This window comes from Paraburkholderia sp. PGU19, assembly GCF_013426915.1.
Taxonomy (GTDB): domain Bacteria; phylum Pseudomonadota; class Gammaproteobacteria; order Burkholderiales; family Burkholderiaceae; genus Paraburkholderia.
This window is the reverse complement of the sequence record NZ_AP023181.1, coordinates 1,188,453-1,209,805: the sequence shown is the minus strand read 5'-3', so window position 1 is coordinate 1,209,805 and position 21,353 is coordinate 1,188,453. Positions and strand designations below refer to the sequence as shown.

Below are 21,353 nucleotides of genomic sequence, written 5' to 3'. Positions count from 1 at the left end.
ATTCTGCGATTCTCAAGGCAACAGCGCTAAACGCACATATGTGTCAGTCCAAACACTTTCACGTGTACGGACTGACACATTAAAGATACCCATGATTCGATCTCTATGTAGTTAATCGGAAGAGCGGACCCGTGATGCCGATGGGAGCGGAAACGCCCCCCGTGATCGCTTCCTCGATCGGCGCTGCAATCGGTTGATACAGACTCCCACTTAAGCGGACAAAATCAGGACGCCAATCCACGCTTCGCGTCCTGAGGGCTACGCTGAAGAAGCCGCTGAATTTACGGGGTGTTGGCGATATGGATGAGTTCAGGTTGTGAATGATTGCGATATCCAGCTCTTTGACGCCGCTGACAAACGAAAAAGATCGGCGGTCCGCCGCGATCGATAGGAGCGGAGCTAATCTGGCCACGCTCATGTAGCCCGACAGTCAGTTCAGCCACTGGTTCGATGAGCGCTTCGCCGGCACTGCAGGCAGCGCGCAAGAGCCTGCGGTCGCCTTCAGCACTGGCTAAGCTCGACCGCTTCGCTCCATTATTTTGACGACCTGTCGCGCGCCCCGAAGTTTCTGGACGAGCTAACCACGTTACGCAGTAACGGCTCGCTAAGCTAATTGATAAGTAAGATGTTAAATACTTTCAAATGATGCAATTCGGAAACAAGTTGAAACTTTCGTAATTCTTTGCAGATAGAGAGCGTTCCTCAAGCGGTCCAGATATGGCTGCTGAAGTAAACAGCGGCTACCGCGGCAGTAGGGGGTATGAGAGATTGCGACGAGAAATCGTTCGCGTTTATGCCCCTTGCCGCCGATGCTCAAGAGCGCGCGGCCGAGATCAAAACACGAAGAATCGGAGTTAAACATGAAGATTGGTGCGAGGCTCGCGGCGAGCTTTGCGGCGGTGCTGGCGTTGCTCGTTGTTGTCGGACTGGTCGTCAACGTGCAGATGGCGCGGATGAACGACAACACACAGTTCATCGTCAAGAACCGGCTCGCGTTGCAGAACCTTGCGCGCGAGGGGCAGGCCGGCACATACTTTACCGCCCTGTATCTCTATCGGGCGATCGCGGAGGCCTCGCCGCAAGCGCTCGACGAAGACCTCGAGAAAGTCGAGAAGCAGGCAAAGCGTAACGGCCAGATCTATCAGGAACTTCAGTCGATGCTGACGGAGCACGCGGAAGCGCTCAGCGTAATGGGAAAGCTGATCTCCGTGCGCAAGGCGTACAACGTAGCGCTCAAACCCGCGCACGTGCTGATGGCCAAACATGACGTCGAGGGCGCTAAAGCCGCGCTGCTCGCCGCCACGCCGCTTCAGGTTCAACTGCTGCAGGCACAGGCGGACGTCATCAATTACGAGCGCGTGGAGATGGAGAAGTCGGTTGCTCAAAGCGAGCAAGCCTATTGGACTGCCCGCATGGTACTGTGGAGCGTCATCGCCGCAGCATTCATCGTAGCGGGGACTCTGGGATGGCTGCTAGTGCGCTCGGTCGTCGGGCCGATGCAGAAGGTGGTGGACGGCGCGAAGGCGTTGGCGCAGGGTGATCTGACATATCGCATCGACGTGGCACGCAAGGACGAGGTGGGTGTGCTGGCGAACGTCGTCAATCAGGCAATCGGCCAAACGGCGGGCGTCGTTCGCGATGTAAAGCGCGCGACTGATTCGATCGCCAGCGCAACGCAGCAGGTCGCTGGCGGCAACGATGATCTTTCGCAACGCACGCAGGAGCAGGCGGCATCGCTCGAACAGACAGTCGCGAGCATGGAGCAGTTGACCGTAACGGTGCGACAGAACGAAGAGAGCGCGAAACAGGCGAGTTCGCTAGCGGCGGCTGCGTCGGAGACGGCACTTCAGGGCGGGGTGGAGGTCAACCGCGTTGTGGCCTCCATGCAAGCCATCTCTCATAGCTCCGCGAAGGTTGTCGACATCATCGCTGTCATCGAGGGAATTGCCTTCCAGACGAACATTCTTGCGCTCAACGCCGCGGTCGAGGCCGCACGCGCCGGCGATCAGGGCCGCGGTTTTGCAGTGGTGGCTGGTGAGGTGCGCACCCTCGCGCAACGCAGCGCGGCGGCAGCCAAAGAGATCAAGGCGCTCATCGAAGCGTCGGCGACGCACGTTCACGAGGGTTCTGACGTTGTCGCGCGAGCCGGTGGGACCATGAACGATCTTGTTCGGGCCGTGCGTCGGGTGACCGAGATCACGAATGAAATCTCCGCCGCCTCCAGCGAACAGGCAACGGGCATCGAGCAGATAAACAAAGCCGTCTCGCAGATGGATCAGGTGACGCAGCAGAACGCCGCACTTGTCGAGGAGGCATCCGCTGCTGCCCAATCTCTCGCGCAGCAGGCAGTAGGCCTCCGCGACGCGGTCAAGGTCTTCAAACTCGACGACGCAGGCGATAGCGGATCACACCATCAAGCGGGTCGCGACGAGGCTTCTCGAGCGCGGCCGCACTCCACGACGCACCGCGGCGCACCAAAGTCAACGCCAGGGTGGACAACCTTCTAGGACGCCTGTAGCCAAAGCGAGCGCCCGTGGTCAGGGCGCTCGGTCAGTCCCCACACACTCTGGCGGCCAACCCGGCGCCAACCCACTCAACCCCGTCATACTCAATATGCTCAATCACACCCTCCCTGTTGGGTCGTTGGTCGTGTTTTGCCTGGCCATTCTGGCTGGTTCCTTCACAAACGGACTGGTCGGCCTAGCCTTCTCTGCCGTGAGCGGAGGGATCGTCTTCTGGGTCCTTCCACCTTCATCCGCCGTAGCCGTCATGGCAGTAGGTGGCCTCCTGCTGCAGGTGTGCAACAACATCGACTATTTCAGGAACGTGAACTGGCGAAACGTCGCGATCTACGTCGTTCCGGGCGTTGTCGGCGTTCCCATCGGTGTTCACCTTCTGACGGTCCTGCCGAAGGTGATCGTCTCTCTCGTGTTTGGTCTGGTGCTTCTGGTATTTGTAGGATGGACACTCAGAAAGAAGCCGGCCGAAAATAAATTCGGTGGTCGCATGGGCGAGATCGTTGTTGGTTTCATCGGTGGGGTGCTCAGTGGCATGCTCGCGTTGCCGGGCATTCCTGTCGTCATCTGGAGCAACCTGCGTGGCTACGGGAAGGAAAAGCAGCGTGGGCTGTCCGTGCCGTTCAACTTCGCGATGCTGCTCGTCACTGTCGCTCTCACGGGGCTGAAAGGGAATTACGCTGACCCGACCACGCAGGCGCAGCTGATCTTTGCGGTTCCCGTCGCGCTGATCGGCTGGTCGATAGGCGTGCGGTGCTTCAAGAGAATCAGCGAAGCAAGTTTCCGGCGCTTTGTGATGTTCGTTCTCTTCTGCTCGAGTCTTGCGCTGATCATCCCGTCGACCAAAACGCTGGTGATCGGGAACGCCCGACAACATGCCGCCGTGAAAACGGCAGTGAGGGACGCCACCTAAGCCGGGCACCGCGGCTCGCAGCTCGTAGCGACGCAGCAGGGCCTAGGCCGCGGCATCTATAGCATGGGACAGTACTGGAGCATATCGATGTCACGCATTTCTCAAGAAGATCTCAGAATCCTTGCTGAACGAACGCTTACGCGAGCCGGCACGCGACCTGAGGCCGCAACTGCGACTGCGCGCGCGCTCGTCTATGCTGATCTGCATGGCCTTGCCTCGCACGGCGTCTCCCGGCTGCCGACGTATATCGCGCAATTGCGCAACGGTCGCGTCGACGGTCAGGCGGTGCCCACCGTCGTGGCCACGCGTTCAGCGGCGTTGGTCGTCGATGCCGCGCACGGTATGGCGTATCCGGCGTGCGCACTCGCAGTCAACGAGGCTATAGTGAGGGCACGTCAGTGCGGCAGTGCGGTTGCGAGCGTGACGCGAAGCCATCATTTCGGCGCCGGCGCGTATCACCTCGAGGCGATCGGCGCCGCGCGTATGGTTGGTCTGGCGTTCAGCAATTCTCCGGCGGCGATGCCCGCACATGGCGGGCGACGGCCAATTTTTGGCACCAATCCGATCGCGGCAGTGTTTCCTCGTCGTGACGCAGAGCCGTTACTGGTAGACCTGTCGCTGTCGCAGGTGGCTCGCGGGAAAATCGTGCTCGCAGCGCGCGAGGGGCGTCCAATCGAACAGGGTTGGGCGACAGCGCGCGATGGGTCGCCGACAACCGATGCCCGCGAGGCCCTCGATGGAATGATGCTCCCGTTCGGTGGTGCAAAGGGCGCCATGCTCGCGCTCGTCGTGGAACTGCTCGCGGCAGCTTTGACAGGGGCAAATTTCGGTTACGAAGCAGGGTCGTTTTTGACCGCTGACGGAGAGCGCTCGGCGATAGGTCATCTGTTTTGGGTAATCGACCCTGCCGCCATGGCGGGTCAGGATACGTATCTCACGCGCATCGAGGCGCTGATCGAACTGATGATGCAGGACGCTGAAGTGCGTCTGCCGGGGGAGCGCCGTCGGCAACTCGCCAGTTCGGCGGCGCGTGACGGGATTGACATTCCCGCGGCGTTGCTCGACGAGTTGAACACGTTGACATAGCGGGGGGCTGGCGGATTTTTACAGTCGCCTGGTGGACGCTTCCACCAGCGGCCGCAGTTGCGTGACGTCGTTACGGCTGGCGCTCGTCAGGACGGGTCATGAACGGCGTGCAGTTGGCTTCGTTGGAAACGTCGTGTTTCGAACAGGATCACGCATAAGTGATGCAGTTTCGGCCATATTTTTGCCCGCCCCAACCGAGCGAGATGTAAAAGGGGCGATGACCGCTTGTGCTCCGCACGGGATGAAGTGGCCGACCAGCGCGATATACATGTCGGACACGTGGTAGTAGCCGATGCCACCGTATCCGCCGTAGCGAACGTGATACTCGGAGAGCAGATTCTGCCCGTACAGGGTCCATTTGTCGCCCTCCGGTGACGCGCGCTTGGCGTCACGCCAGCATTTCGGTAACGCTATCCGTTCGTACGCTTTGATGACCCTCACGATCGCCTTGTCGAGCGTTGCTCTGTGACGTGCTTCAGATTTAGACCCGCTACCTGTTGGCGGCTCAGGTCTTTCACCGACGTACCGTCCGGGTGGGGCCGAGCTTGCATCCGTCGCAGAATAACGTGCTGATGAAGCGCTTGCGCGGTACGTCGACCTTGGCGTCGGATCGGGGCGGTAGTCCGAACAGTGCATGAAGGTCGAGCCACTGTTCTTCGGTGAGAAGATCCAAGATACTGATCTCCCGCATCGACGCCGTGGTGGCCTGGCCGATCAACGTTGTGTTGACTGGCTCTGATTCCTTGTGCGGCTTGCGAATGATCAGCCCAGTTACGCTGGACTCGATACTGTCGTTTTCGGGGAAACTCGCGTCGGTTTCGTCGAGCGGATCGCTCAGCTGCTTGCGCTGGTTCTTCGTGAAGGACTTGCTGTCGGCGGGCAGATCCACGATCTCACAATAACGCGGCGGCTCACGACGGAACTCCTCGTCCGATACCTGACGGCGGCAGCCTGGATCAGGGCAGAACCTTTTTCGAGCAATCGTTGAACGCGCAGGCGGCGATGCTCGGGCGGAACGACATCTTCTGCTTCTTGTCGATAATTTTCATCGTGACCATTCCTCTAATCTGCATGACGAGGCCGAGCAAGGGCTGCGGCGGGACTGCGGCGGCGGGCGCGCACTGAGATCGGCGCACGTGCAGTCTGCGCCCCGAACTCCAGTTCGTCCAGCGGGCGTATCGGCGGCGACGGCGATTACTGCGTCCAGGTTACCCCCCAACGCAAACAGTGCAGGAACGACGTCCGAATCCAAATCACCTAGAACAGCTACCGTGATCGTCTGGCAGGGACGTGCAACTGTCGGTCGAAAAAAGAGGACGTGAGTATGTCCGGTTTTCAACCTCTGAACGAGCAGCGCGGAAGTATGGACGGGCATGTTGGCGCGCCGATGACCTGTACCCCCGGTATGAATGAACACCGCCGTGAAGGACAGGTTCGCTGAAACCGATTCGTTGTAGTGCGCAGCGTCGTCGACCACATTGTCGGATAGGACGGCCCGCTTGCGCCGTCAGTTGGGAGAGAGGAGAGGAGGTGAGATGAGTTCGGGTTCGCATTCAACCCAGAGCACACGCGATCGCAAGGAGCCAGTGGTCTATGAGGTCGACGACGAGTCGATGTGGTTAGGCTTTGGCAATTTGCTGCGATCGGTCGGGCTACGTTTGGAGACGTTCGAATCGCCGGGGGACTTTCTTGCATTCCCGAAGTACGACGCGCCCAGTTGCCTGATTCTCGATGTCAGGCTGCGCGGCGAAAATGGCCTTATCTTTCAGGAACAGATCGCAAAGAGCGGTGTGTTCATGCCGATCGTATTCATGACGGGGTATGGTGATATCGAAATGACAGTCAAGGCCATGAAAGCGGGTGCAGTCGATTTCTTCGCGAAGCCGTTTCGCGAGCAGGACATGCTGGATGCGGTCGTCAATGCGTTGGCGCGCGACGGCGAGCGGCTCGCCTCCGAACAATCGATCGTGGCACTCCGTGTTGCGTATGACTCGTTCACACCGCGCGAAAGAAAAGTCATGGGGTTCGTCGTGGCCGGCCTGTTGAACAAGCAGATTTCCTTCGAGGTGAATCTTAGTGAGATCGGTGTGAAGAAGCATCGTTCGCAACTCATGAAAAAGATGGCGACGCGATCCGTCGCGGATCTCGTCAAAAAATCGGAATCGTTGCGCGTCAATGCGCAGTCGCAGAAGTCGTCTTGAGTGCAGCGGAGATCGGAACGGAAGCGCCGTTCCGGCCTCTTGTCGATTTGATATGCCGCGTCCAGGGCAACGTTGAGCCAACGTGCGACGGTGTCGGGGTCGACCGGTTTTTCGAGTACAGACATCATTTACCACGGCCTTCGCTTTCAGCTTGGCCGATGGTAATGCCGTAATGAAGATGATCGGCGGCGCAGACCCGAGTGCAATGACGCGGTCGTGCATTTCCACTCCCGACCTGCCGGGCATCATGACCTCGGAGATCAGGCATGACGTCGAGGCGAGATGGCCGGATCGCAGAAATTCCCTTGCTGATGCGAACAGGCGTGTATACCTGCCGAACGAGCGCACGAGGCGCCCTATCACGGTATCTGGTTACGGTTATTAATTGCACGGTCCGGTGATATTTTCGATTCAACCGCCGAACAGATCCGCACACTCGACCTGAACTATCGACCGAGTTCAACGTGGCTGATGCTGAGACTTCGACATGGAATGGTGGCATCAATCGGGTTTCGCGGATGTGCGCGGCCGACTCGGTTGTACTGTGAGCGCCGTTCGCGATGTTGGCCCCCACGTACCGTGCGAGTCCCGGCTTTTGACGACTGGCATATCACGCACTCAGGCAATGCGAAGCGGCATCAGTGACGCTAGGCCGTGTCCGGGCAGCAGTCAGCGTAGCGTGGACGCCGGTGTCAAGAAGTTGCTCTGAGTACTATCCATGGCACCATGGTCGTCGAGGTGTATCCTGATGGAATCCTAGCCTCCGTGTGAACGAATGTAGCGTCTCAACCAATGACGGGCGGCGGTCTGATGGCCCCGCGCGCCAGATGACAACCTACATTTGATTCCGTTGCCGATGGGTAACAGCCTCCAGATCCTGTGGGACGACGGCGAACGCGTCCTGTGTCGAGGGCCGCGCCCAGGCGAAAGCGGCGGCCACAGCGTTCTGCTGGTGCGGCCCGCCGCCGAACATCCATTACCCGCCAGCATTGATCGCCTCGTTCACGCGTTTGGCCTGAAGGACGAGCTCAATGGCGCGTGGGCGGTGCGGCCGCTGGAACTGGTGCGCGAAGGCGGCCGGACCCTGCTGGTGCTCGAGGATCCTGGCGGTGAGCCGCTCGCGCGTCTGCTCGGCGCTCCGATGGAGATGGAAGATTTTTTGCGGCTTGCTGCCGGCATCGCTGCGGCGCTAGGCAAGCTTCACCAGCGCGGCCTTGTCCATAAGGATCTCAAGCCCGCGCATATCCTCGTACATTGCGCCGACGGACAGGTCCGGCTCACCGGATTCGGCCTCGCCTCTCGGCTTCCGCGTGAGCGACAGGCGCCCGAACCGCCCGAGACGATCGCCGGCACGCTCGCTTATATGGCACCCGAGCAGACCGGCCGGATGAACCGCTCGATCGATTCGCGCAGTGACCTCTATGCGCTCGGCGTGACGCTCTACCAGATGCTGACGGGCGCGTTGCCGTTTACGGCCGCGGACCCCATGGAATGGGTGCACTGCCATATCGCCAGAAAGCCGGTGCCGCCGCGCGAGCTCGTGGAGACCGTCCCTGCTGCAGTCTCCGATATCGTCATGAAGCTGCTCGCCAAGACGGCCGAAGAGCGTTACCAGACGGCCGCCGGTGCTGAGCATGATCTGCGGCAATGCCTCGCCGACTGGCGGCGTCGGCACCGGGTCGATGCCTTCCCGCTGGGCGAACACGACACACCTGACCGGTTGCTGATACCCGAGAAGCTGTATGGGCGGGAGCGCGAGGTCGACACCCTGGTCGCCGCGTTCGATCGGGTCGTCGGGAGCGGCCCGCCTGAGCTGGTGCTGGTCTCCGGCTATTCCGGCATCGGCAAATCCTCGGTCGTCAATGAACTGCACAAGGTGCTGGTGCCGCCGCGAGGGCTCTTCGCGTCGGGCAAGTTCGACCAGTACAAGCGCGACATCCCCTATTCGACGCTGGTCCAGGCATTTCAAGGCCTGGTGCGCCCGCTGCTCGGCAAGCCCGGCACGGAGCTGGCGAGCTGGCGCGACGCCTTGCTGGAGGCGCTGGAGCCCAATGCCAGGCTCATGACCGACCTCATCCCTGAGCTGGAGCTGATCATCGGTGAGCCGCCACCTGTCCCCACACTTGAGCCGCAACAGGCGCAACGCCGTTTCATGCTCGTGTTCCGGCGTTTCATCAGTGTTTTTGCCCGGGCGGAACATCCGCTTGCGCTCTTTCTCGACGACTTGCAGTGGCTCGACTCCGCGACGCTCGACCTGCTCGAGGATCTGTTGACCCACCCGGACCTGCGGCACCTGATGCTGGTCGGCGCGTACCGTGACAACGAGGTCGATGCCACGCATCCACTGACCCGCAAGCTCCAGGCCATCAGGAACGCGGGCGTCAAGATCAATGAGATCACGCTGGCGCCGCTCGCCCGTGTGCATGTCAGGCAGTTGATCGCGGAGGCGCTTCACTGCGCGCCGGCGCGCATCGCACCCCTGGCGCAACTGGTCCATGACAAGACGGGTGGCAATCCGTTCTTTGTCATCCAGTTTCTGCACGCGCTTGCCGAAGAAGAGTTGCTCACCTTTGATCATGATGCGCGGCGATGGTGCTGGGATACCGGCCGGATCCATGCCAAGGGATACACCGACAACGTCGTGGACCTGATGGTCGGCAAGCTGACCCGCCTGCCGGCTGGGACGCGGCACGCGTTGGAGCAGCTCGCCTGTCTCGGGAACGTCGCCGGGATCACGACACTGTCGATGGTTCTCGGCATTCCGGAGGCACAGGTCCACGCGGCGTTGTGGGAGGCGATGCGTCAGGAACTGGTCGAGCGGTTGGAGAGCGCTTACAGGCTTGTGCACGACCGTGTTCATGAAGCCGCCTATTCACTGATCCCCGAAGCCTCCCGGACCTCGGCCCATCTGCGGATCGGGCGACTGCTCGCCGCGCGTACACCACCGGGAAAGCGGGGGGAGGCGATCTTCGAGATTGTCGGTCAGCTCAATCGCGGCGCCGCGCTGATCACCGAAGAGGGCGAACGGGAGCGGCTGGCCGAATTCAACCTGCTCGCCGGCCAGCGCGCCAAGGCGTCGACAGCGTACTCCTCGGCGCTCACTTATCTCATCACCGGCGCGGAACTATTGAACGACGATTGCTGGGAGCGTCGGCATGAGCTGATATTTGCGCTGGAACTGAACCGGGCCGAATGCGAATTTTTGACCGGGCAGTTATCGGCTGCAGACGAGCGCCTGGCGGCGCTCTCGAATCGGGTCACGACAACGGTCGAACGAGCCAGCGTCGCGTGCATGCAAATGGATGTCTACCTAGTCCTCGATCAGAGCGACCGCGCGGTCGCTGTGTGCCTCGCCTACCTCCGGCATGTCGGCATCGAGTGGTCACCTCATCCGGACGACGACGAGGTGCGACGGGAATACGAGCGCATCGGGACGCGGCTTGGGGCCGGACAATCGAGGAACTCATCGAATTGCCGCTGATGGAAGACGCAGCCTCGCTCGCGACCGTCGAGGTGTTGGGCAAGTGTTTCGCGCCGGCCGTGCAGACGGATGTGAACCTGGTTTCGCTGACGATCTGCAAGGGGGTCAGTCTCAGCATCGAGCGTGGCAACTGTGACGCTTCATGTGTGCTCTATGCCAATTTCGGCAGGGTCGCCGGACCGCGTTTCGGTGACTACCAGGCCGGATTCCGGTTCGGCCAGCTCGGCTGTGATCTCGTCGAACGACGTGGGCTAAGACGGTTCGAGGCGAGCACGTATCTTTGCTTCGCGGTTTTCGTCATGCCCTGGATGAAACACGTGCGGTCTCGCCGTGATCTGATGCGCCGCGCGTTCGAAGCGGCGAACCGGATCGGAGACCTCGCGATGGGAGCTTATGCGGGCAACGAACTCGACTCGAACCTGCTCTTCGCTGGCGAGCCGCTGCACGAGGTGCAAGGCGAAGCGGAACGCGGCCTCGCGTACGCAGGGAAGGTGCGGTTCGGTCTCGTCATTGACCTCATCACCACACAACTCGCGCTGATACGGATGCTTCGCGGTCTGACGCCGACGTTCGGCTGCCTTGACGACGGGCAGTTCAATGAACTTCGCACTGAAACCCATCTGTCCAGCAACCCGGCCTTGGTCCTCGCTGCGAGTTTCTACTGGATCCGGAAATTGCAGGGGCGCTATATCGCTGGTGACTATGCGGCGGCCATGGACGCCGCGTCGAAGGCGCAACCGCTGCTCTGGATCTCTTCCACGTTCTTCGAGGAAGCCGAATATCATTTTTACGGCGCGTTGGCAAAGGCCGCCTGGTGCGAGTGCGCCCCGGCCGACGAGCGGCCACAACACCTGGACGCTGTCGCTGCACATTACCGGCAGCTTCAGATCTGGGCGAAAAACTGCCCCGAGAATTTCGCGGACCGCGCGGCGCTGGTCGGCGCGGAGATCGCCCGGATTGAAGGTCGCGTAGCGGATGCCATGGAGCTGTACGAGCAGGCCATCGACTCGGCGCAGGAAAGCGGCTTTATCCACGGTGAGGCACTCGCCAACGAACTCGCGTCCCGGTTTTACGCGGCACACGGTTTCGGGAAGATCGCACGTGTGTACCTGCAGGACGCCCGCTACGGCTATCTGCGTTGGGGAGCCAACGGGAAGGTGCGGCAACTCGAGGAGAGGTATCCTTACCTGAGGGCGGAAGAGTCTGCGCCCGGGCCGACGATCACGATTTCAACGCCAGTCGAACACCTCGACCTTGCGACGGTGATCAAGGTGTCGCAGGCCGCCTCAGGCGAGATCGTGCTGGACAAGCTGATCGAAATGGTCATGCGTACGGCCATCGAACAGGCGGGTGCCGAACGAGGCGTGTTGATTCTGTCGGACGGCGGCAAAGCACGGATAGCGGCGCAAGCGCTGACCACCGGTGACGCGCCAAGGTTGCAGTTGCGTGATGTGCCGGTGAGCGCGGCGATGCTGCCGGAGTCGATCGTCAATCATGTCCTGCGCACGCGGGAGAGCGTCTTTCTTGACGATGCAGCGGCTGGATCTTCGTTCGCTGCAGATCCCTATATCCGTCAGCATCGCGCCCGTTCAATTCTCTGCTTCCCGTTGATGAATCAGGCGAAGGTCACTGGCGCGCTCTACCTTGAAAACAGTCTGACTGCCCGCGTGTTCAGCCCGGCCCGCATCGCCGTGCTGAAGCTGTTGGCCTCGCAGGCAGCGATCTCGCTGGAGAATGCCCGCTTGTACCGCGATCTTGCGGAGCGCGAAGGGAAGATCCGGCGTCTCGTCGACGCCAACATCATCGGGATCGTCGTCTGGAATGCCGGTGGCGACATTCTTGAGGCCAATGGCGAATTTCTTCGCATGGTGGGATACGAGCGGGAGGATCTTGTCTCGGGCCGCGTGAGCTGGAGGGATCTGACGCCGCCCGAATGGCTCGAGCGCGACGAACGGGCCCTGGCAGAGATCGGGGCGACGGGGCGCGCGCAACCTTTCGAGAAGGAGTACATCAGGAAGGACGGCAGCCGCGTGCCCGTCATGCTCGGTGCTACCGCTTTCGAAGAAACCCGAAAGGAAGGTGTCGCTTTCGTGCTCGATCTGAGCGAGCGCAAGCAGGCGGAGGAAAAAGCCCGCGAGAGCGAGCAGCGCTATCGCGAGGTGCACACGGAACTGGCTCACGCGAACCGTGTCGCCACCATGGGGCAGCTCACGGCCTCGATCGCTCACGAAGTCAACCAGCCGATCGGCGCGACGATGACCAACGCCCAGGCGGCGCTGCGATGGCTGAACGCCCAGCCTCCGAACATTGACGAGGTAGGGCAGACGCTCAGGCAGATTGTCAAGGATGCAGGTCGAGCGGGGGATGTGCTCCGCCGGATCCGTGAGCTGGTCAGGAAGGCGCCGCCGCGGAAGGAGCCGGTGGACATCAACGAGGCAATCCGCGAGGTGATCGAGCTCACGCATGGCGAAGCTTCGAAGAGCGGTGCCTCGGTACAGACACAACTCGCGGACGGCCTGCCATTCATCGAAGGAGACCGTGTCGAACTGCAACAGGTGCTCCTCAACCTGATCATCAACGCGCTCGAGGCAATGAGCGGCGTCAGCGATAGCTCGCGACAGTTGTTCGTCAGTACGGACAAAGCCGACTCTGACTGTGTGCTCGTGACTGTGCGCGATTCAGGGCCCGGGTTTGCTCCGCACGGCGCGGAGGACGTTTTCGCTCCCTTCTACACCACAAAGCCTACCGGTTTGGGGATGGGGTTGTCGATCTGCCGTTCGATCATCGAAGCGCGCGGCGGCCGGTTGTGGGCAAGTGCGAACGTGCCACGCGGTGCCGTTGTTCAATTCTCCGTGCCAGCCCATCCAGCGTCTGTGTCAAGTTGGAGCGCGTAGGCGATGTGCCCAAATAGAGCCCGGTTTTACCATCGAAAGTGCATGCATCAATGAAGGTGATTTGCCTGCCATGGTCCAGGCCGTGGCGCGCCGCCAGTTCTCGCGGAGTCAGTCCGGTCCCTTACGCTCTGGCGTCTCTCGAGCTATGGGCTCGTCCGGCAACATTTCGAGCTCACTCAAGCGGCATTTGCCACGCGCTTCACTCTACTGCAAGCAACTCGCGGCCCGGTTCCACGCGTGGGGAGAATTCGTTGAACTCGCCAAGAATCCGTCGACAGCTTCCTGGTCGACGTCAAACCTGCGCCCGGGCCGTTCCACTCTAGCTAATCTGAAAATGCCGCCCTCAACGGCATCGGTTGAGATCTTTGCACTCCCGGAACTGACATGGCCCAGTCCCGCGATGGTTTCTTGACCCTTCTGGCCGTGCCAGCGAATCGATAACGTGTGTGGCATGCAACTTGGAGAATGCGCATGGACACATCATCACCTATTCGGCATCTCGACTCGCTCGACGACCTCGACGCGAGCCATTCGGCGCAATGGAATGTCGGCTTCGGTGAGTTTCATAGCGACGAGCGCGCGCGCCAACCGGGTTTCATAAGGGCAAATGTGCGTTACGTGCGCGTTTCTCAGCGCCGAAGTGTGCCAGCTTTGTGCTTCAAGAGGGACTATGGGCGATGTCGAAGCCGTCACCGAAGCGCGGCAAGCGGCTCGAGAAGCATCAGGCGGAACGAATTCTTCGCGTCAGTTAGTAGCCGAAACACATGCTCCAGCGAACGTACTGCGGAAAGCATGATGATGTCCTACTACAAATCTCTTGTTTCCAGCAACTGCACTGTATATGAAAAAGAGAACCTGGACGGCGTATCACAACGCAATTCTTGGAATAAGCGCTGCTGCGTAAGCGGTAGGCGTACACGCTGCGCTTTCTAATGGACTTCGGTTAACACCAACGTCGTCGAATCAAAAATGTCAACAGCAGACGAAAAGATGAAGTTCCGAGATTGTCTCCCATCGTATATAGGATGTGAGCCGCAGTTTGATAATCTGAATGGATATTGCCGCCGGCCGGTGGTTGAGATGGAGTCTCATGCAAGGGCCTTCTACGAGAGCATTTGCCGACGGCGGACTGTACGTGATTTTTCAGCGGAACCGGTCCCTGACGAGGTGATTCGACTAGCGTTGAGGGCAGCCGCGACGGCGCCCTCGGGCGCCAATCTTCAGCCATGGCATTTTGCAGTTGTGAAAGATCCGGCTTTGAAACGACGTATAAGAGTAGCCGCCGAAGAGGAGGAAAAGGCTTTCTATCAAAGTAGAGCGCCGCAGGAATGGCTGGATGCGTTGAAGCCGCTAGGCACGGACGAAAGCAAACCCTTTTTGGAGATTGCGCCCGTTCTGATAGCGGTGTTTTCCGTTAATCATACGAGCTTGGATGATGGCCGCCGTGTCAAACACTACTACGTTCCGCACTCAACTGGCATCGCGACCGGATTTTTGATCGCCGCTCTGCACGAAGCGGGTTTGGCGACCATGACCCATACACCAAGTCCAATGGGGTTCCTCAACGATATCTGCCGAAGACCGGCGTCAGAAAAGCCCTTTTTGCTTTTGGTTACGGGATTTCCCGCCGACGGTTGCACCGTGCCCCGCTTCGGTGGTGTGAAAAAGTCAGAGGATGAGTTTTCAAGCTGGCTATACTGATTGCGATGGCAGCGTGGGCTGCGCGTTCAGTTACCTCTCTCGCGTGCGATGCATCGCGAAGAAATGTGCTCGGCCAACCGCGTCTTCGCAGATAGATTGAGTCAGATTTCCGGAGTTGTGTTCATCGGATCATGGTACAGAAGATATGTTCATTCTTGGTCCTTTCGTAGGACTAGCCTCGAAACTACAATAACAAGTTCAAAAGCGGAAAAACTTCCGGGGCACCGGGCTCTAGACATGCGCCATATAACACGGACTACTGCAAAGGGGGACGCTCGTCCGTTCGAGTTGCCTTTTGGGTGACGAGAAATTGAAGGCTTGCACTGAAGAGCAAAGAGAATTAAAGACTGGTATGACGAGTCATTCGCCACTTCGCGCTCGTATCTTGGAGGATCTGTATCGCGACCAGATCTTCGGGCGCCTTACTGATTTTTGATCGGTTGCACGCGGTCAACGAAAACGGAGCGGTAGACGTCCTGGCGTAACAACGGTAAAGAAAATATGTATAGCAGTGACAACGTAGGAGACAGCCAAGCGTGGCATCGAACTCTCGAGATGCTGTCGTCCGGCAGTGGTGACAGGCGTGACGGAGTTCGAAGAAGCATCACCGCAGAACCAAACATATCATCGGCGTACCGCACAGGCGACAAAGTACAGGTCCGTATTCTCGAACGACCGACTAATTCCACTCTCATCGTTCTCTGGAGCGATCCAGGTCGGTGCTTCTACGGTCATCAATCTTGGCGCGCCACCAAAGCGCGACTCGCTGGTCGTTGCGCATTCAGCCACTCAGTCATCCGGGAAGGCGATGAGGTCTATCGGCCGGTCTACACAAGTGTCGAGCCACAAAACTCGGGGGCCATGATTCTCGCCTCTGTTGTGTACGGAACCGTCGGCCGCAATACCGACTAGGCGGTCCCGATGCGGTAGTTCATTGGGGTGCAAAGCGCGACGGCTCCTTCCGTAAGCGCGAGACGCCGGCGCCTGACTTCTTTTAGGACTGGAATTTCGGGTGGGTCGTAGTTGTGACAGAGCCACCGAGTCATTTCAATACCGTCAGGGGACCGCAATCATCGTCAGCGACAAAGGTAGCGAGAATCGAGGCTGGGTCCGTAGCACTGCGTTCTCTGCAAACAAGTGAATCGTCCCGGGGGCAACCAGGTCTGCCTGACCGTGTAACACTACAGCCGTAGTTATTTTTCCTATACAAAGGTAGTACTACTATCTTGTATATGGACCTATGAAAGAGATGGCTAAAGCATGGGAACAGGAACCATGAGAGTTTGGCCGGCCTGTTCAGGCGCGCCGAACCGCGACAGCGCTCGCTAGCGTATCTAAAAGGTTTGCTGGGCACAGTCGAGCGCAAAAACAGGTGGCAGCTCGCAGAATGGATCGGCGAAGCAACACCCGATGGGGTGCAGCACCTTCTCGAGCGGGCACAGTGGGATCCTGACGCAGCTCGCAACATCCTTCGCGACTACGTCGTTGAACAACTCGGCGCGCGTGATGCCGTGCTGATCGTTGATGAGACGGGTTTCGTCAAGAAGGGTGAACACTCTGCCGGTGTACAGCGCCAATACAGTGGTACGGCGGGTCGCATCGAGAATAGCCAGATTGGTGTGTTCCTATGCTACGCAGGCAATGGGGGTAGCGCATTTATTGACCGGGAACTGTATATGCCCCAGTCGTGGATCGATGATCGTCCTCGCTGCCGGGCAGCGGGCGTCCCCGACAACATGGGCTTCGCAACCAAGCCGCAGCTCGCGCGCCGTTGCAGGCTCGCGGCGTGCGACGAGCCTGCGCCGTCCTGAGAAGGGAACTCGGCGGATGTCGGGTGCGAGCCGGTCGCCATCACGAGCCCGTCGCCGGGTCGCTCGCCGTGGTGAGCGCGCGGACTATTTCGAGTGCGCCCTGCGCTTCGAGCTGGCTCGCGACCTCGCGGCCCAGTTCGAGCGCGGCGCCCGTGGTCGGCGCGGGCGCCGAGGCTTGCGCGAACAGCACGCGCTGGCCGTCAGGCGTCGCGACGACGCCGCGCAGATGCAGCGCGCCGTCATGCCAGGTCGCGTAAGCGGCGAGCGGCACTTCGCAGCTGCCGCCCAGCGCGCGCGACACCATGCGCTCCGCTTCGACGGCGGCCGCCGTGTGCTCGTGATGCAGCGGAGCAAGCCATGCGGCGAGATCGACGCGGTCCGCGCGGATCTCGATGCCGAGGGCGCCCTGCCCGGGGGCGGGCAGACTGTCGGCGGGTTCGAGCAGCGAGCGGATGCGGTCGCCAAGTCCCAGACGCCTGAGACCCGCCGCGGCCAGAATGATGGCCGCGTAATCGCCGCTATCGAGCTTGCCGAGCCGCGTGTCGAGATTGCCGCGCAACGGCTTCACGACGAGTTCGGGATAACGCGCGCGCAGCATCGCTTCGCGGCGCAGGCTCGACGTGCCGACCACACTGCCGAACGGCAACGTAGCCAGCGAGTCGTACTGGTTCGAGACGAACGCGTCGCGCGGGTCTTCGCGCTCCATGATGGTGGACAGCACGAAGCCTTCGGGCAGTTCCATCGGCACGTCTTTCAGCGAATGGACCGCGAGATCGGCACGGCCGTCGGCGAGCGCGTTCTCCAGCTCCTTCACAAACAGTCCCTTGCCGCCGACCTTCGACAGCGTGCGATCGAGAATCTGATCGCCTCGAGTCGTCATTCCGAGGATTTTTACGTCACAAGATGGATATAATTTGTGCAGTGCACACCGTACGTGTTCGGCCTGCCACATTGCAAGCCGGCTTTCCCGCGACGCGATGAAAAGTGTGGCGGGCGGCGTGGAAGCAAGCGTCTCGGAATTCATTGTTTGAGCCGTTGAACGACGGGATGTGATAACAAACAATGTTAGCACGCGCTTCGGCAACCTCTCGCTGGCCGCACGGCCATGCCGCAGCAGTTCGGCAAAGGAGACGGGGCCGCCACTACCATACGCGCGAGCCGCCCATGAGCCGCATCGATCGTGACTCGGGCGGCCGCCAGAAGCCCCAGCACGGTCGTGGCAACAACAGTGATCCTAGCGGGTTGCTGAAAAGCACCTCGTCGTGAGGACCGAAGCGATGATCAGGAGTGTTTGCTGAGTCGGTCGGAATTGGTGGATGCCGACAGGTCAAGCGACGTTCCGATCCCGATAGAATCGCCGTGTAAGTCTAGGGACTGAATTTTCCGGGCGAAGGACGCAGAATTCGAAGATGGGAAACCGGCGGCCGGGTCGTTTGGCTGCGAATCATTCTGGAATGAGTGCAGTGCAGATTTGCCCGCCTATAGAGACCGGCGACTGAAAGCTAGTTTTGACTAACCAATCGATTCGAGGGCTGTGTTTTTCCGAGCGCCGACGCGACGCGTTTGCCGTCAGCTTGGGGGCCCGCGGGTGCTCGATCGATTAAAGGTATTTGCAGCGCATGCATCACGAATGCAGACTGGTTAGCAGAGCCGCCTGCCCGATAATATTTACGCTGTCAGGTAGTGTTCAACAAAACTCCCCGGCGTCAACGTGCTGGCCGAGGGCAGGGCGCACGAATTGATTTCGATTCCGCCTGTAATCCACGAAGGGATGTATGTCGACATATAGCGTCGTAAAGAATCAGCATGTTCTTCCGCGGCGCGCGCTTTTGAGGTTTTGTGCGGAGCGTCCAGAAATGGTCGACTTCAGGCTGTTGAAACACAGGAAGAGTTTCCCCGCGCATGTGGACGACCGAAACTTCGTAGCAAATAGAAAATGGGACGAGCAGATCGAGCGAGATGCCGTGCAAATAGAGGATACGTTCCATAGCGTTGCTGAGGCGGTTTGCCACGGAGCGGAGATATCACTTGACAGTCAGCGTCGTGCCATTCAACGCTTCTATGTGATCTTGCGTGAACGAAGCATCGCAAAAAAGCACACTTTCACTGAAACGAGCTTGCTTGCTGCTGATCAGAGCCTGAATCGTGTTGAGAAGGTCGATCTCGACAGGTTCGAATCTCAGGGGATCTTCATGGGGGGGCAGGTCAACTGGACCGCGTTGCTCGAGGGCTTGCACAGCGGCTCGGACTGTTGCAGACGCGGCGACAACTTCATGTTCCGGCTTGGAGAGTCGTGCGGTCCGACAGTCTGGAGTTTTTGGTTTCTGATCAGTATCACATGGCCGCCCGGATACCGGTCGGTCCATTCTGCTACCTTGAACAGGGGGTGGCCGGCCGTCTCTTGAGCAGGGATGAGGTGCGAGCGGTGAATTTGAGAACCCTCGAAAGCGCCGACCTGTTTGTCTTTGCGCGCAATCTTCAGGCATGTGGGGTTTCGTTTGAAGAGTAATCGGAATAAAAATTGTACATCGTCGATGGTACGTCGGCACAAGGTGCTCTTCAAATGAAGCACCGAGGGATTGGTCGGCAAGGATTGCTCGTTTACGGATGGTATCTAACGAACATACCGGACGCGAGTCTCTCATCAATCGGGAAAACGGTTGGTCCTCTGAGTGTCGAGTTAGAACGAAGTGGAAGGCATTGGTTATGTCGAAGGTGGTTCACTCGCTGCGCCGGATTGCTGCGTCGGCGATTCGGCGGATGAAGATGCGGAGGGTACCGGAATCGGAGAACTAAGAAGAACCGGTTGTGGGTTGGGGTTTCACATGGCCAGATATGGCTCGACTAATTCTCCGTTATGAGCTTTGCTACGGACATCGGTGTCCTTAAGTGAATTAGCAGCTTCGACGCCACTGGACACATCGGGGAGCGTTTGGTAGCTCATCGTCACTTGCGCATCGAGATCTGCTCTATTAACTCCGTTCGGATAGGTTGCCTTATCGAATTTCAGGTAAACGGCGAGGGCCCGAGTTGAAGTCGGGATGGCTTGATATGATCTGCGATCATCTTCAAAGGCAAGATGAAAACCGCCCGTTCCCGCACGGTAATTGTGTCGGTCAGGCGATACGTTATTGGCAACAACAATATCCTGAATACCCACGCTCGCGCTATATGTACCCCGGTTCTCAGTGGAGCATCCAATCCTCCATGTCCTGGCGTCGAGTGCAACCGCACGACAAGTGGTGTGGAGATTTTGAATTAGCAGATTCGAGTGAGCTTGCGCCTCGGCATCCAGCTTAGGCTTTTCTATTAACCGGTAACCAATCAAGTATTGCCCGCCTATCTCTGCGACGGCCGCAATGATGCCGGCGACGACTCCGCTTAACGTCGTGCTCTTGATAGACTCTATCCCGGTAGTCATATTCGGTATGGTTTCCAATGGATTTATTTCTGACATGGCCCGAAAACCCTGCGTTCAGGCCAAGGATAAAATGCGCATGTAGATCGCGTAGCAGGAGTATCCTGATCTTTTAAAGGAATTCAATACGTGGACTTTACTGGCCGTGTTCTTCGCTTCAGATGCGAAGGCAAACGCACAGCGTTTCTGGGGAGCTTGCGCGCGAGATCGACTTCGTCCAGAACTATGTGAACGAGCGGTCGATGAAAGTGTGGCGGCGCGAGGGACGGTTTGTGTCCGGCTACGATTTCCACCCGTTTACTGAAGGGTCCGGCAAGGCAAGGTTTGCAACGAACAGATGGACTTCGCCCACTGGGATCGTTTGCCGCCTGAACTTATACCCCAACGTTATCTGATTCTAGACCTGAGAACCCTTCTGCAAACGCGGGATCAGGTTTGCGCACATTCAACAGTTGCAAACGCGACAGCAACGCGTTGGAACGAGAGGTCAAGCCGATTGCTCTTTGAAGAGTCAAAGGTTCTTAAGCGGTTTCCTCGCCGACTCATTGACGTCTGCGGGCGACTTACTGACGAGCTTCTGATACGTGTGAGCGCAATATTGCCTGCTGTGGTCCGTGTGATGGATCGGCATGGGTGTCTGTCTCGCCCTGGGCCCGGCTCCGTATGTCATTACGGAGTAACGAGGTGGGAATTGGGCGAGGGGCTCGACAAGACCATGGAAGATCGAGTGATCGCGAACTCGAACTAGACATCCCGAATAGGACGAGTACTTCGCTACTTGGATCGTTATGCAGTAACGCACCGAAAATTGTGATCAAAGTGAGAAAAAATCAACTCATCATGACCGCATCCCCTACAATGTGACCCTTGTAAAAACCACTGGTGCGCGACGATGGCGTTATGCCGGAATCGGCGGACACGTTCACCCGAATAAGCAGGAGGAGTTTGAACTGTCCGTCCGGCAACAAATGAAACTTCACTCAAATAAGTTTAATAATTGTGTGGATGAAAATAGGAATGCTTAAGCATGCCAACCAGTTGGGGTGGGCGGCGAGCGAGCCGGAGTCGGGCGGAGATGGCCATCGCCTGCTATGGCGACGAAAGGCCAGCGCATAAAGACGACTCCCGAGTTCATGCAAGCGCGCCACCCCGGTCGGCTCCTGATTGTCCAGGTGTTTGGTCAGCAGATGACGCCCGTAAGCCTGCGTGACGATCTGGTCGAAAGGAGAGCGCTCATCCCATCGCATTTTGGTGCTCAAAATCGCCGGCTTGCGATATGGTAAATGCGTTGTGCCAACGCCGGCGGGGGCGGACAACGGACGGATCGAACGG

General features: G+C 59.1%; 9 protein-coding genes and 5 pseudogenes. 10 read left to right on the top strand and 4 right to left on the bottom strand.

Annotated features, from left to right (window positions below):
• Window positions 1-860 precede the first annotated feature (860 nt).
• From H1204_RS52730 to H1204_RS35190, 3 genes are all read left to right on the top strand, one after another.
• Complete coding sequence (locus H1204_RS52730) at window positions 861-2,507, top strand: methyl-accepting chemotaxis protein (RefSeq protein WP_180733357.1); 1,647 nt, start codon at window positions 861-863, stop codon at window positions 2,505-2,507.
• 106 nt (window positions 2,508-2,613) lie between these two features.
• On the top strand, window positions 2,614-3,429 hold the full coding sequence (locus tag H1204_RS35195; RefSeq protein ID WP_180733356.1) for a sulfite exporter TauE/SafE family protein: 816 nt from the start codon (window positions 2,614-2,616) through the stop codon (window positions 3,427-3,429).
• Window positions 3,430-3,516: 87 nt separating this feature from the next.
• Window positions 3,517-4,515 (top strand): Ldh family oxidoreductase, encoded by a 999-nt coding sequence (locus H1204_RS35190; RefSeq protein WP_180733355.1) that lies wholly within the window; start codon window positions 3,517-3,519, stop codon window positions 4,513-4,515.
• 231 nt (window positions 4,516-4,746) lie between these two features.
• Here the strand turns inward: H1204_RS35190 and H1204_RS51780 are convergent.
• A pseudogene (locus H1204_RS51780) lies at window positions 4,747-5,194 on the bottom strand (Tn3 family transposase); the annotation flags it as partial.
• Window positions 5,195-5,457: 263 nt separating this feature from the next.
• Here H1204_RS51780 and H1204_RS51775 point away from each other — a divergent pair.
• The 6 genes and pseudogenes from H1204_RS51775 to H1204_RS35160 form a co-directional block, all read left to right on the top strand.
• Window positions 5,458-5,640 (top strand): annotated as a pseudogene (locus tag H1204_RS51775) (EmrB/QacA family drug resistance transporter); the annotation flags it as partial.
• A gap of 410 nt (window positions 5,641-6,050) precedes the next feature.
• Window positions 6,051-6,716, top strand: coding sequence for a response regulator (locus tag H1204_RS35180; RefSeq protein WP_180733354.1), 666 nt, complete (start codon window positions 6,051-6,053; stop codon window positions 6,714-6,716).
• Window positions 6,717-7,572: 856 nt separating this feature from the next.
• Window positions 7,573-13,091: pseudogene (locus tag H1204_RS35175) on the top strand (AAA family ATPase).
• A 135-nt stretch (window positions 13,092-13,226) separates the two neighbouring features.
• Window positions 13,227-13,371 (top strand): annotated as a pseudogene (locus tag H1204_RS51770) (IS6 family transposase); the annotation flags it as partial.
• Window positions 13,372-14,060: 689 nt separating this feature from the next.
• Window positions 14,061-14,792, top strand: coding sequence for a nitroreductase family protein (locus H1204_RS35170; RefSeq protein ID WP_346015762.1), 732 nt, complete (start codon window positions 14,061-14,063; stop codon window positions 14,790-14,792).
• A 1,283-nt stretch (window positions 14,793-16,075) separates the two neighbouring features.
• Window positions 16,076-16,561 (top strand): annotated as a pseudogene (locus H1204_RS35160) (IS701 family transposase); the annotation flags it as partial.
• Between the two features lie 82 nt (window positions 16,562-16,643).
• Here H1204_RS35160 and hemC read toward each other — a convergent pair.
• The gene (gene hemC / locus H1204_RS35155; RefSeq protein ID WP_180733352.1) at window positions 16,644-17,627 is read right to left on the bottom strand and encodes a hydroxymethylbilane synthase; all 984 of its coding nucleotides are present in this window, start codon (window positions 17,625-17,627) and stop codon (window positions 16,644-16,646) included.
• 832 nt (window positions 17,628-18,459) lie between these two features.
• Here hemC and H1204_RS35150 point away from each other — a divergent pair.
• Window positions 18,460-19,008, top strand: a complete 549-nt coding sequence (locus H1204_RS35150; protein WP_180733351.1) for a hypothetical protein — start codon at window positions 18,460-18,462, stop codon at window positions 19,006-19,008.
• A gap of 416 nt (window positions 19,009-19,424) precedes the next feature.
• On the opposite strand, the gene H1204_RS35145 is transcribed toward H1204_RS35150, so the two are convergent.
• Window positions 19,425-20,060, bottom strand: a complete 636-nt coding sequence (locus tag H1204_RS35145; protein ID WP_180735080.1) for a hypothetical protein — start codon at window positions 20,058-20,060, stop codon at window positions 19,425-19,427.
• Window positions 20,061-21,001: 941 nt separating this feature from the next.
• A complete protein-coding gene (locus H1204_RS35140) occupies window positions 21,002-21,337 on the bottom strand; it encodes a hypothetical protein (RefSeq protein ID WP_180735079.1) in 336 nt (111 codons plus the stop codon).
• Window positions 21,338-21,353: the final 16 nt, after the last annotated feature.